Below are 13,129 nucleotides of genomic sequence, written 5' to 3'. Positions count from 1 at the left end.
CCTGTCGTCGGTGGCGGTAACGATATATCGTCAGGTATCGCTAACGTATCGACGACCGGGAGGTCAGCATGAGCGGAACATTCCCCACCGGCGGTTTCGGCGGCCGTGACAACATCTTCGGAGGTCGCGGCGGATTCAACGTCTCCGATCTCGGAAGCAACGTGTTCGAAGCGTTCGACCAGTTGAAGTCGACCTTCGAGCAGAAGGTGAACACCCGGGTCGGACGCGGCGACGTCCGCGCCGCCGTGCTCGCCCTCCTCGCCGAGCAGCCCATGCACGGCTACCAGATCATCCACGAGATCGAGGAGCGCAGCGGCGGGTCCTGGAAGCCCAGCGCCGGCTCGGTGTACCCGACCCTCCAGCTGCTCGCCGACGAGGGCCTCGTCAGCGCCCAGGAGTCCAACGGACGCAAGACTTACTCCCTCACCGAGGCCGGCCGCGCAGCGGCGGGCGAGGCGGGCGAGAAGTCGGCGCCGTGGGAGGGCACGAGCCGCGACCACAGCCGCGTGACGGCACTGCCCAAGGCAGGCGTCGAGCTCGCGCAGGCCGCCGCCCAGGTCGGCCGCAGCGGATCGCCCGAGCAGGTCCAGCAGGCCGTCGAGATCCTCGACGACGCGCGTCGCAAGCTGTACGCCCTGCTCGCGCAGGCCTGACGCGGGTGGCCTCGGCCGACCCGCATCGCGTCGCATCACCCGGCATCCCTTCGGTGCCGGGTGATGCGCGCGCGCGTTCGCGCTACCGCCGCATCCTGCGGTTCGCCGCGCGCGCACTCGTGCAGACGTGGTGGTTCGAGATCGTCCTGCCCCGCTTCGGCCTCGAGCGCCTCGCCGAACGGGGTCGGACCGCGCGACTGCGCCGACTGGCCCGTCGTTTCCATGCGCTCGCGGTCGAGCTCGGCGGGCTCATGATCAAGGTCGGGCAGTTCATGTCGTCCCGGCTCGACGTCCTGCCTCCGGAGATCACGACCGAGCTCGCCGGCCTGCAGGACGAGGTGCCGCCGGTGCCCTTCGACCAGATCCGCGCGGCCGCGGAGGCGGAGCTGGGGATGCCGCTGCGCGACGCCTACGCGTCGTTCGACGAACAGCCGGTGGCCGCGGCATCCCTCGGTCAGGCGCATCGCGCCCGGCTGACGCCGGAGCAGGCCGCCGACGCGGGGTTCACCGATGTCATCGTGAAGGTGCAGCGCCCCGGCATCCAGACGATCGTCGACGTCGACCTGGCTGCGCTGCGACGTATCGCCCGATGGCTCCGCCGCATCCGCCTCGTCTCGCGCCGCGCGGACATGCCCGCGCTCGTCGAGGAGTTCGCCGTCACGAGCCTCGAGGAGATCGACTACCGGCACGAGGCGGCCAATGCCGAACGCTTTCGGGAGAAGTTCGCCGACAACCCCCGGGTCGCCGTTCCCGAGATCGCCTGGGAGCGCTCGACGTCGCGGGTCCTGACGCTCGCCGACGTCACCGCGATCAAGGTCACCGACGTCGACGGTCTCCGGGCCGCGGGCATCGATCCTCACGAGGTGGCGAGCGTGTTCGCCTCCGTGATGTTCGACCAGTTCTTCGGGTTCGGGTTCTTCCACGCCGACCCTCACCCGGGGAACGTCTTCGTCACGCCGGTGCCGTCCGACCAGCGCCGCGACGACCGGCCCGACTGGCTGCTGACGTTCATCGACTTCGGGATGATGGGCGAGATATCGCCCTCGACGCGGGAGGCGCTGCGCACGGTGCTCGTCGCGGCCGCGGCTCGCGACGGCCGCGGGCTCGTTGCCGGGATGTCGCAGGTGGGCGCGCTGCTGCCCTCGGCCGACGTCCGCGAGCTCGAGCGCGCCATGACGCAGCTGTTCGCACGCTTCGGCGGCATGGGCTTCGCGGAGCTGAAGGAGGTCGATCCGCGCGAGTTCCGCGACTTTGCGGGGGAGTTCGGCGAGCTCGCCCGCGCGTTGCCCTTCCAGCTGCCGGAGAACTTCCTGCTCGTCATCCGGGCCGCCTCGCTCACGTCGGGTGTGTGCACCTCGATCGACCCCGCTTTCAACCTCTGGGACGCGGTGGAGCCGTACGCGGCTCGGCTGCTCCGCGAGGAACGCGGAGATCTTATGCGCGACATGGCGCGGCGTGCCATGGGCCTCGCCGACGTCACGATGCGCCTGCCGCAGCGGCTCGACGGGCTCATCACGCATCTCGAGGACGGGAACCTCGGGTTCGACAGCGGCAGGCTCGAACGGCGCATGTCGCGCCTGGAACGACTGGGACGACGCGCGGTCTCGGGGATCCTCTTCGCGGGACTGCTGGTCGGGGGAGTGCTCCTGCGCCCCGACGACGAGACCCTCGGAACGGTGCTCATGGGGCTGTCGGCGCTGCCGTTGCTGCACGTCCTGTTGGCGGGCGTGTTCGGCCGCCGCGACTGACGGCTCGGTAGCCTGAGGTCATGCCCCTCGAGACGCCTGCAACCGGTGCGCGCGAACAGCTCGCCGCGCTCGCGGCGCGTGCCGCACGGCCCGGGTTCGCCGGGGGCGGGCTGCTCGATGGGTCCGAGGCCGCGCCGGGCACCCGTGCCGCCGCCGTGCTCGTGCTCTTCGGCATCCTCGACGACCGTCCGAGCGATCATGCGCCCGAGGCCGCTCTCTCGCGTGATCTCGATGTCCTGCTGCTCGCCCGCGCGGCCACGCTCCGGTCGCATCCGGGACAGGTGGCGCTGCCGGGCGGACGGGTGGATCCCGGTGACGAGGACGTCGTCGCCGCGGCGCTGCGCGAGGCGCGGGAGGAGACGGGCCTCGACACCGCCGGGGTGGAAGTGCTCGGCCCGCTTCCGCCGCTGCCGCTGGAGTACTCCCGCCACCTCGTCACGCCCGTGCTCGCCTGGTGGCGCCGCCCGTCACCCGTTCGCGTCGTCGACGTCGCGGAGTCGGCGGCGGTGTTCCGAGCGCCGGTGGCCGACCTGCTCGCGCCGGCGAACCGCGGTGTCACGGTGCTGCGCCGCGACGGCGCCGAATGGCGGGGGCCGGGCTTCGTCGTGCGTCAGGATGCCGGAGAGTTCCTCGTCTGGGGTTTCACGGCGATGCTGCTGGACGGCCTGTTCACCGAACTCGGGTGGACCGAGGACTGGGATCTCGACCGAGAGCTGCCGCTCCCGCCGCAGTGATGGCGCCGGTGGCGAGCGTCGAGGAACAGGCTGGCGATGAACGGCACCGTCGGATCCCCGAAGCCGGCGAATGCCGCGGCGAGCGTGAACGCCGGTGCGATCTCCTCCTGTGGGGGGAGGTGGCCGAAGGCGCGCGACGCCAAGCTGGATGCGTGAGTTCCCCCATCGATACCCCTTCGACCCGTTCGTCCGCCCGTGCCCCCAGACGGCGCTCGGCTGCCGTGGCCGTCGCGGCTGCGACCGCCGCAGTCCTCGTGGGCTGCGCGGCCGACCCCGCACCCGACGACGCATCGGCCTCGTCTGCCGCTTCGGTGGAGATTCCCGCCACGCCGGTCGGCGAGCAGGTCCGCTGGGTGATGGACGAGATCAACGGCGATGAGACCACCGACGTCGACGACATCGAGACGCACTTCGATGACGCAGCGCTCGAGCAGCTGGCGCCCGGCGAACTGCAGAAGGTGTTCACGCAGATGCAGGCCGCGGCCCCGTGGACGGCCGTAGCGTACGACGGCGTCGAGACCCAGGCCCGCGTCACCATCGAGTCCGAGCAGGTGACGTACGACATGTCGATCTCGGTGACCCCCGACGCTCGCATCGCGATGCTCCTCTTCGCCCCGCCGCAGCCGGAGCGGACTCCCGCGGCCTCGTGGGATGAGCTCACGCAACAGATCGACGAGGCCGCCTTCACTGTCGGCGTTCAGGTCCGCGAGGTCGACGGCGAGGTGCTCTACGAGGGCGGCGATCAGGCGGCCGGACCCATCGGATCCGTCTTCAAGCTGTGGGTGCTCGGAGCCGTCGTCGACGCCGTCGCGGCCGGCCGGCTCACCTGGGATGACGAGCTGGTCGTCGACGCCGAAGTGCGGAGCCTCCCCAGCGGCGAGCTGCAGGACCGTCCCGACGGCACGAAGGTGACCGTGCGCGAGGCCGCGGAGAAGATGATCGCGATCAGCGACAACACCGCGACCGACATGCTCATCCGTGCCGTCGGGCGCGATGCCGTCGAATCGGCGATGGTCTCGATGGGGCATGCAGACCCGGGCGCGAACACGCCGTTCCTCACCACGCGCGAGCTCTTCTGGCTCCTGTTCGGCGACCCCGACCTCCGCGCACTGTGGGGTGGAGCGGGTGACGATCCCGAGGCGCGTCGCTCCGTCATCGAGCGACTCCCCGCGGGTGTGCCCGACCTCTCCGCCGCATCCGCGGCGACTCCGGGATGGCGCGACGGCGCCGACTGGTTCGCGACCCCCGACGATCTGGCCGCGGCGCACGAGGCGCTGCAGGAGCGGGCGCGAACCGAGGCGGGAGCGCCGGTCCGCGACATCCTGTCGGCCAATCCCGGTCTCGCGTTCGGGGACGAGTGGACGTTCGTCGCGTTCAAGGGCGGCAGCTCGGTCGGGGTGCTCGCCGGATCGTGGTACCTCGAACGCGAGGGCGCCGCGCCGGTCGTCATCACGGTGCTCGCGCGCGCCGACGACGCCACCACGCTCGCGAGCCCTGCCGTGGCGCTCGGATGGGCGCAGGACGCAGCCGCGATCCTCACCGGCCCGTAGCCTGGAACGATGACGCGCTCGACGGGAACCGGCATCCCTGCTCGCCGGTCTCGGCCGGCGGCCGTGGTCGGCGCCCTGCTCGCCTCGACACTGCTGCTCTCCGCATGCACCGGCGTGGCCGACCGGCGGCCTCCGGACCACGAGGCGACGCCCACTCCCGACGAGACGTCGACCGCGCCGGTCGATGCCTCGCCCGGCTGGTGGCGCCCGACCGGCAGTCCGATCGACGTCGTCACCCAGTTCGAGGTGCCGTGGTCGGTCGTCGTCCTCGACGACGGGACGCAGCTGGTGAGCCAGCGCGACGACGGTGCTGTCCTCGAGGTGGACGCGGACGGGCTCGCGCGCGTCGTCGGCGAGATCGACCTCACCGCCGCGGTCGGCGAGGGTGGTCTTCTCGGCATCGCGGTCCGCGAGGGCGAGGGCGAGGACGATGCGCTGCTCTACGCCTACGTGACGACGGCTGACGACAATCGCGTCGTGCGGATGCAGCTGGAGGGTGAGGCCGGCGACCGCCGGCTCGGCGGTGCGGAGGTCGTCATCGACGGCATTCCGCGCGACCGCGTTCACAACGGCGGGCGCATCGCCTTCGGGCCGGACGGCATGCTCTACGTCGCCACGGGAGATGCGGGAGAGCCCGACGCCGCGCAGGACCCCGCTTCGCTGGCGGGGAAGATCCTGCGGCTGACGCCGGAGGGAGAGCCCGCCCCGGGCAACCCTCTCGGGTCGGAGGTGTACTCCCTCGGACACCGCAACGTGCAGGGTCTCGCGTGGACCCAGGACGGCATCCTGTGGGCGAGCGAGTTCGGACAGGACCGTTTCGACGAGCTCAACCGCATCGAGGCGGGCGGCAATTACGGTTGGCCCGTCGTGGAGGGCGAATCGGATGACGAGCGCTTCATCGCGCCCCTGATCACCTGGACGCCCGAGGAGGCGAGCCCGAGCGGCGTCGCGGCGCGCGGCAACACGCTCTTCGTCGCGGGCCTGCGCGGCGAACGCGTCTGGGAGATCGACGTCGAAGCGGGCGCTCTCGTCGGCGAGCCGGTCGCGCTCTGGCCGGGTGAGCTCGGCCGCGTCCGCGATGCCGTCGTCGCGGGCGACGAACTCTGGCTGCTCACGAACAACACCGACGGCCGCGGGAACGCGGCGGCCGGTGATGACCGGCTGGCGCGGGTCACGCTCGCGCCCGAGGGCTGAACCGGCTTGATAGCGTTCTCAGAGGACATCCGCAGACAGGGGACCTCATGACCGAACGCGTGACGTGGCTGCTCGTGGACGGCGAGAACATCGACGCGACGCTCGGTCAGTCGATCCTCGGCCGTCGCCCGCTGCCGGACGAGCGCCCCCGCTGGGACCGGCTGCTGCAGTTCGTCGACGAGCAGTGGAAGCAGCCGGCGCGCGGCCTGTTCTTCCTCAACGCCAGCAATCACCTCCCGATGTCGTTCGTGCAGGCTCTGCTGGCGCTCGGCTACAAGCCGGTTCCCCTGTCGGGCGACGCTGACGAGAAGGTCGTCGACATCGCCATCCAGCGCACGCTCGCGGCGCTGAAGGAGCGGACCGATGACGTCGTGCTCGTCAGTCACGACCGTGACTTCGTCGGCGAGGTGGCCGCCCTGACCGGGCCCGACCGACGCGTGGGCGTGCTCGCGTTCTCCGAGTTCCGCAGCAGCGAGCTGACGGCCATCCCCGGCGTCGAGTTCTTCGACCTCGAGTACGACGTGCACGCGTTCGATGCCCCGCTGCCGCGCGTGCGCGTCATCCCGATCGAGACCTTCGACCCGTGGGAGTTCCTCGCCTGATCGGGTCTCGCCGGGTTCACGACCTAACGGCATCCACGGCTGGATGCAACCCCTCGACGCCGCGCGCGGTCGTCTGCCTACCCTGAGGCGATGTTGGCATCCGATCTTCCTGAGACCGCATCCCTGCTCGACCTCATCGGCGCCCGCCACCCCGCGAGCGTGACGATCGTGGCCCCGTCGTCGCCGATCCCCACGGATCGGCATCACGCGCAGCTCCAGCTGCGCGAGGGCATCGACGAGGCGGCCCGACAACTGGCCGAGGCCGAGGTCGACGACGCCGATCGTGACGCGGTGCTCGCATCGCTGCGCGCGCTGCTCGACGACGAAGAGTTCTGGCAGAGCCAGTCGCGTTCGACGGTGGTGCTCGCATCCCCGGGCCGCGTCGAGGCGTTCCGTCTGCCGAGCCGCCTCGAGGCGCGCGCATCGGTCGGCGACCGCTTCGACGCCGGTCAGCTGCTGCGCGCCGTGTCGTTCCCGCGTCGAGCCTTCGTCGTCCAGGTGTCGCGCGAGGGCGGCCGCCTCAGCGAACTCGGGCCCGATCTGGGGCTCACCGAGCGTCGACTCGAGCTTCCCGACGACCTGTGGGCCGCGCTCGAGCACACCACGACCGACGGCCAGCGCGACATGCCGAGGCCGCAGGGGACGACGGGCGACCGCATCGAGCGCGAGAAGTTCAGCCGAATCATCCAGGACGCCGTCGTGCGCGTCGTTCCCGCCGACGTTCCGCTGATCCTCGCCGCATCCCAGGACCTCGAGCCGGCCTACCGCGCGGTCAACACCCACCGCCTGCTGCTGGAGCGCGGCATCGACGCGCACCCGGACTCGCTCTCGAGCGCCGATCTCGAACAGGCGGCGCGCGACATCCTCGACGCCCACGAGCAGGATGAGCTCGCGCAGTGGCGTGAGCGATTCGGCTCGCTCCGGGCGCAGGGGCTCGCGACCTCATCCGTCCGCGAGGCCGCCGTCGCCGCGAGCACCGCCGCCGTCGACGAGCTGCTGTTCGACCTGGCCTTCGAGCATGAGGGCGTCATCGACGAGGCCGGGCACATCACCCGCGCGCCCGACGCCGGGCCGAGCACCTACGCGATCCTCGACGAGATCGCCGCGCGCGTCCTGCGCTCGGGAGGCCGGGTGCGGGCCGTCCGCAGCACTGATCTGCCCGACGGCGCACCCGTGGCCGCCGTGCTGCGCTTCCCGCTCCCCGCCGACCTCGCCTGAGGCGATACATCCGTCGGACCGGCGGGGCTGGTGTCGTCTCGCGGAAGCGGCGAGACGACACCAGCCCCGCGCCTCCGACGAATGTATCGGCGGACACGGGCGGGGCGGGGCGGGCGCGGGCCGGCGGGGATCAGAGGCTGCGGATGTGCTTGATGTTCGACTTCGCCGTCTCGAGCACCGCGCCGATGCCCCCGGAGTCCTTCGCGCCGAGCACCATCTTCGCCATCGACATCCCGAAGCCCGCGACCTGCTCGGCGGTGATCGACGCCGGCATCGAGAGGGCATCGGGGTCGGTGACGATGTCGACGATGGACGGACCGCGGTGCGCGAGGGCGGCGGAGGCGGCGACCTCGAGGTCTGCCGGGTCGGTCACGCGCTGCGCGTGGAACCCGAGCGCGCGCCCGACGGCGGCGAAGTCCACCATCGGCACGTCGACGCCGAAGTCGGGGAAGCCGGCGACGAGCATCTCGGCCTTGACCATCCCGAGCGTCGAGTTGTTGAAGACGAAGACGTTCAGCGGCAGGTCGTAGGCGGCGACGGTGATGAGCTCACCGAGGAGCATGGAGAGTCCGCCGTCGCCCGCGATCGCGATGACCTGCCGGTCGGGGTACGCCATCTGCGCTCCGAAGGCATGGGGGAGGGCGTTGGCCATCGACCCGTGCCGCCACGACGCCAGCAGACGGCGCTCGGGCCCGGGAGTGACATAGCGGGCCTGCCAGACGTTGCCCATGCCGGTGTCGGCGGTGAAGACGGCGTCGGATGCCGCGACCCGGTCGATGACCGACATGGCGCGCTCGGGATGGATCGGCTGCGCATCCGAGTCGGTGTACGCCGCCACCGAGTCCTTCATCGCCTTCCGATACCGCTTGAGCGTGTGTTCGAGGAACGTGTCGTCGGTCTTCGCAGCGGTCCGTGCGCGCAGGGCCGCGAGGGTGAGGCCGACATCGCCGTGGATGGGATGCGTCACGCCCGCTCGACGTCCGAGCCGCTGGGCATCGACGTCGATCTGCGCGATGACGGTCTTCGCGCCGTCGGGGAGGAACTGGTCGTAGGGGAAGTCGGTGCCCACCATGAGGAGGAGATCGACCTCGTGCATCGCGTGGTCGATGGCGCCGTAGCCGAGCAGACCCGACATGCCCACGTCGAATCGGTTGTCGTACTGGATCCACTGCTTGCCGCGCAGCGAGTGCCCCATCGGTGCCTGCAGGTGCTCGGCGAACGCGATGACCTCCTCGCGGGCGTCGCGTACGCCCTCGCCCGCGAAGATCGCGATCTTCTCGGCCTTATCGATGGCGGCCGCGAGGTCGGCGACGCTGCGCTCGTCCGGCGCGATGCGACCGGGGCGAGCGGCGACGAATGGCGGGAACTCGCCGGTCGAGTGCAACTCGGCGAGGTCACCGGGCAGCACGATCACCGAGACGGACGACCCCGCGGTGGCGTGACGGATCGCGGAGTTCACGACGCGCGGCGACTGCTCGGGCGTCAGGATCATCTCGCAGTAGTCGCTGCACTCGGTGAAGAGGCGCTCGGGATGCGTCTCCTGGAAGTACCCCGACCCGATCTGGAGGCTCGGGATGTGGCTGGCGATCGCGAGCACCGGCACACCCGATCGCTGCGCGTCGAACAGTCCGTTGATCAGGTGCAGGTTGCCGGGACCGCAGCTGCCCGCGCACACCGCCAGCTCGCCGGTGAGCTCGGCGTCAGCGGCGGCGGCGAACGCGGCGGCCTCCTCGTGGCGGACGTGGATCCAGTCGATCCCGCCCTCCGCCGCGCCTCCGGTTCGTCGCACCGCGTCGACGATCGGGTTGAGCGAGTCGCCGACGATGCCGTAGATCCGCTTCACCCCCGCATCCATCAGCTGAGCGACGATCTGTTCGGCGACGTTCTGCGGCACGGGGGCTCCTTCTGCTGAGGCTGTCGGGACACCTCAGTCTTCTCCCGCCGCCTGTGCGCGTGCCAGGGGTTGCGAATGGCTCGCCTGAGCGGCAGGCGACCCGCGCTTCAGCCCTTGAGGTCGGGGAAGTCCGACTCGCGCCACTCGGTCGTCACGCGCTCGCCGGCATCCGCCGCGGCCACCTCGCGCTCGCGCAGCTCGACCCGGCGGATCTTGCCCGAGATCGTCTTGGGCAGCTCGAAGAACTCCACGCGGCGCACCCGCATGTACGGAGGCATGTGCTCGCGGGCGTGCGCGAGGATCGCCCGCGCGGTCTCGGCGGATTCCTCCCAGGATGCCGCGAGCGACACGTACGCCTTGACGATGTTGAGGCGCACGGCGTCGGGCGCCCCGACGACGCCCGCCTCGGCCACGGCCGGGTGCGTCAGCAGGATCGACTCGACCTCGAACGGCGACACCTTGAAGTCGCTGGCCTTGAACACGTCGTCGGTGCGCCCGACGAACGTGAGCTGTCCGTCGGCGTCACGGACGGCGACATCGCTCGTGTGGTAGTAGCCGTCGTGGTCGACCCGGGCGGTGCGCTCGGGCTCGCCGAGGTAGCCGGGCATGAGGTTGAGCGGACGGGTCGGCGCGGTCGGCAGGCAGATCTCGCCCTCATCTCCGATGCGTCCGGTGAGCGGGTCGATCAGCACGATGTCGTTGCCCGGGAGCGGGCGTCCCATCGCGCCGGGCTTGACGGCGACTCCCGGGGTGTTGCCGATGACCGCCGTCAGCTCGGTCTGCCCGTAGCCGTCGCGGATCTGCAGTCCCCACCAGCGCTGGATCGTATCGATCACCTCGGGGTTGAGAGGCTCGCCGGCCGAGAGCAGCTCGCGCAGTGCGCGGGGGCGCTTCTCGAGGTCGGCCTGGATCAGCATGCGCCAGACCGTCGGCGGAGCGCAGAAGGTGTTGACCGCGTTGCGGTCGAGCTGATCGACCAGGCGTGCGGCGTCAAAGCGGGAGTAGTTGTAGACGAAGATCGTCGCCTCGGCGATCCACGGCGCGAAGAACAGACTCCACGCGTGCTTTCCCCAGCCGGGGGCGCTGATCGTCATGTGGACGTCGCCGGGGCGGACGCCGATCCAGTACGTGGTCGAGAGGTGCCCTACCGGGTAGCTCACGTGCGTGTGCACGACCATCTTGGGCCGCGACGTGGTGCCGGAGGTGAAGTAGACGATGGCCGGATCATCGGAGGCCACGACGACACCGGGTGCCGCGTCGTCGGCGTCGGCCGCGTCCGCGAACGAGTGCCATCCCGGACGCTCGCCACCCACGACGATGCGCTCGAAGCCGCCCGCGATCCCGTCGAACTTGGCAGCGTCGACCGGGTCGGCGAGGACGGCGCGGATGTCGGCGCGGTCGACGCGCTCGAGGAGGTCGTCGGCGCCCAGCACGACGGAGGTCGGCAGGATGACGGCACCGATCTTGAGGATCGCCAGCATCGCCTCCCACAGCTCGACACGGTTGCCGAGCATGAGCATGACGGCATCGCCGTGCCCGACGCCCAGGCCCGTGAGCCAGTTGGCGACGCGGTTGGAGCGACGACGCATCTCGTCGTACGTGACCCGCGTCTCGCTGCCGTCCTCGTCGACGACGTGCAGGGCGATGCGGTCGTTGCCCGAGGCGATGGCGTCGAACCAGTCGACGGCCCAGTTGAAGTGGTCGCCGACGTCGGGCCAGCTGAACCCGGCGTGGGCTGCCTCGGGGGAGTGCGCGTTGTCGAGCAGGAAGTCGCGGGCGGCGCGGAATGCGGCCGTCGCCGCCGTCGCATCGGGAGAAGACATGGGCCTCGGATCTGTTCTCTCGTCCGGAGCAGGCGCGGCGGACGCCTTCCGAGTCTAGGAAGGAGCGGATGCTGGGCGAAGCATGGGATGCGCGGGTTCAGCGCGAGGCGATCACCGTGGCGCTGCCGTCCTCGACGAGCAGCGCCTGATCGTCGCGTAGCGCGAGGAGCGCGAAGTCCGGTCCGTAGGTGTCGATGGTGCGGCGGGTCAGTTCCGGCGGGTAGGGCGGCAGTGCTCCGTCGGCGTGGGGGATCGGCGTGACATCGATCAGGCCGAGCCCTTCGTGGTTCTCGAGCGCGGGACCGTCGGCAGGATCGTCCATGAGCGATGCGGGCGTCACATCCGGTCCCGCCACGATCGATCCGGCACTGAGTCCGATGTACGGGAGCCCGCGCCGGACGTGGTCGACGAGGACGTCGTCGTTGCCGGAGATCCGCAGGGCTTCGAGCAGAGCGAAGGTGCTTCCGCCGGCGACGTACACCGCCCCCGCACGCGAGAGCAGACGGTCCGCGTCCTCGGGGGCGGTGTCTCGCAGCGTCGCGTCGATCACGTCGCGGCCGCACGAGCTCACCGCCTCGCGTTCGGCGGCGACGAAGGGCGCATCGCGGAACGCCGCCTGCGCGTCGTCGATGTACACGATCGGGCCCGGACGGTCACAGCCGTCGAGGAACGAGCTCAGCGCGCCGGGATGCAGGGAGAGGAGGAGCAGTCGCACGCCTGCGACGCTATCGAGGGCGGCCGACACCGCTGTGGCGGGAGAGGATGGGGACATGATCCGTGCGTCCGTCCTCGCCTTCCTGCTCGATGCCGTCCTCGTGGTGGCGTTCGCGGCGACGGGCCGGGCGAGCCATGACTCCGATGTGCTCGCAGGCCTCTGGCAGACCTCGTGGCCGTTCCTCGCCGGCCTGCTGGTGGCGTGGGTGGCCGTGCGGGCATGGCGATCGCCGACCGGGATCGTGCCGACGGGTCTCGTCGTGTGGGCGGTCACTGTCGTCAGCGGGATGCTGCTTCGCGCCGTGTCGGGTCAGGGGACGGCGCTGCCGTTCGTGATCGTCGCGACGCTGACGCTGCTCGCGCTTCTGGTCGGATGGCGCCTCGTCGCCCGCGGCATCCGTTCGCTGCGCTCGCACCGCGGTGAGCGGTCTCGCAGCCGGGATGTCGCTCGCCGCGCGTAACCTGTCGGGCATGCGCCGCCCCACTCCCGATCCTGTCGGTCCCGGACAGGAGTCCGTCTGGGACTATCCCCGTCCGCCCCGCCTCGAACGCGTTCACTCGCGCGTGACGATCGACTTCGCCGCTGTCACGATCGTCGACACCGACGACGTGGTGCGGGTGCTCGAGACGAGCCATCCGCCCGTGTACTACCTGCCGGCCGCAGCGTTCGTGCCCGGCTCGCTGGTCCCGGCGGCAGGCAGCTCGTACTGCGAGTTCAAGGGCGCAGCCGAGTACTTCGATGTCGTGCGCGGCACGGCGGTACGCGAGCGCGCCGCGTGGGGGTACCCGAACCCGTCGCCGGGTTATGAGGAGCTCGTCGGCCGCGTCGCCGTCTACGCGGGCGGGATGGACCGGTGCACGGTCGACGGCGAGGTCGTCGTGCCTCAGCCCGGCGGCTTCTACGGCGGCTGGGTGACGTCGAACCTCGCGGGCCCGTTCAAGGGCATCCCGGGTTCGATGGGATGGTGATCCGCTCGAACCGGCCCGCGGAGGCGTAGC

12 protein-coding genes are annotated in these 13,129 nt (G+C 71.0%); 9 read left to right on the top strand and 3 right to left on the bottom strand.

The window, feature by feature from the left end:
• Nucleotides 1-68: 68 nt before the first annotated feature.
• The 7 genes from ABIC53_RS08295 (at nt 69) to ABIC53_RS08265 (ending at nt 7,699) form a co-directional block, all read left to right on the top strand.
• Nucleotides 69-653 (top strand): PadR family transcriptional regulator, encoded by a 585-nt coding sequence (locus ABIC53_RS08295; RefSeq protein WP_282502245.1) that lies wholly within the window; start codon nt 69-71, stop codon nt 651-653.
• A gap of 53 nt (nt 654-706) precedes the next feature.
• Entirely contained in the window at nt 707-2,401 is a 1,695-nt protein-coding gene (locus ABIC53_RS08290) for an ABC1 kinase family protein (protein WP_282502246.1), read from the top strand.
• 20 nt (nt 2,402-2,421) lie between these two features.
• A complete protein-coding gene (locus ABIC53_RS08285; protein WP_354451070.1) occupies nt 2,422-3,135 on the top strand; it encodes an NUDIX hydrolase in 714 nt (237 codons plus the stop codon).
• A 152-nt stretch (nt 3,136-3,287) separates the two neighbouring features.
• Complete coding sequence (locus ABIC53_RS08280; protein WP_354451068.1) at nt 3,288-4,685, top strand: serine hydrolase; 1,398 nt, start codon at nt 3,288-3,290, stop codon at nt 4,683-4,685.
• A gap of 9 nt (nt 4,686-4,694) precedes the next feature.
• Nucleotides 4,695-5,879: a PQQ-dependent sugar dehydrogenase gene (locus tag ABIC53_RS08275; protein WP_354451066.1), complete on the top strand. Its 1,185-nt coding sequence runs from the start codon at nt 4,695-4,697 to the stop codon at nt 5,877-5,879.
• A 47-nt stretch (nt 5,880-5,926) separates the two neighbouring features.
• The gene (locus ABIC53_RS08270; protein WP_112613643.1) at nt 5,927-6,481 is read left to right on the top strand and encodes an NYN domain-containing protein; all 555 of its coding nucleotides are present in this window, start codon (nt 5,927-5,929) and stop codon (nt 6,479-6,481) included.
• Between the two features lie 90 nt (nt 6,482-6,571).
• Nucleotides 6,572-7,699, top strand: coding sequence for a baeRF11 domain-containing protein (locus ABIC53_RS08265; protein WP_354451064.1), 1,128 nt, complete (start codon nt 6,572-6,574; stop codon nt 7,697-7,699).
• 130 nt (nt 7,700-7,829) lie between these two features.
• Here the strand turns inward: ABIC53_RS08265 and ABIC53_RS08260 are convergent, their stop codons facing one another.
• The 3 genes from ABIC53_RS08260 to ABIC53_RS08250 all read right to left on the bottom strand — a co-directional run bounded on the left by ABIC53_RS08260 (nt 7,830) and on the right by ABIC53_RS08250 (nt 12,131).
• A complete protein-coding gene (locus ABIC53_RS08260) occupies nt 7,830-9,593 on the bottom strand; it encodes a pyruvate dehydrogenase (protein ID WP_354451062.1) in 1,764 nt (587 codons plus the stop codon).
• Between the two features lie 107 nt (nt 9,594-9,700).
• On the bottom strand, nt 9,701-11,416 hold the full coding sequence (locus ABIC53_RS08255; RefSeq protein WP_354451060.1) for an AMP-binding protein: 1,716 nt from the start codon (nt 11,414-11,416) through the stop codon (nt 9,701-9,703).
• A 97-nt stretch (nt 11,417-11,513) separates the two neighbouring features.
• The gene (locus ABIC53_RS08250; protein ID WP_354451058.1) at nt 11,514-12,131 is read right to left on the bottom strand and encodes a Type 1 glutamine amidotransferase-like domain-containing protein; all 618 of its coding nucleotides are present in this window, start codon (nt 12,129-12,131) and stop codon (nt 11,514-11,516) included.
• A 55-nt stretch (nt 12,132-12,186) separates the two neighbouring features.
• Between ABIC53_RS08250 and ABIC53_RS08245 the strand changes: the two genes are divergently transcribed.
• Entirely contained in the window at nt 12,187-12,591 is a 405-nt protein-coding gene (locus ABIC53_RS08245; protein ID WP_323987397.1) for a DUF3054 domain-containing protein, read from the top strand.
• A 10-nt stretch (nt 12,592-12,601) separates the two neighbouring features.
• The gene (locus tag ABIC53_RS08240; protein WP_112615023.1) at nt 12,602-13,099 is read left to right on the top strand and encodes a DUF427 domain-containing protein; all 498 of its coding nucleotides are present in this window, start codon (nt 12,602-12,604) and stop codon (nt 13,097-13,099) included.
• The last annotated feature ends 30 nt before the right edge of the window (nt 13,100-13,129 follow it).

Origin of the sequence: Microbacterium sp. 1262, assembly GCF_040544895.1 — a bacterium.
Lineage (GTDB): Bacteria > Actinomycetota > Actinomycetes > Actinomycetales > Microbacteriaceae > Microbacterium > Microbacterium plantarum.
The sequence above is the reverse complement of the archived record's forward strand: the minus strand, read 5'-3'. Positions and strand labels throughout refer to the sequence as shown.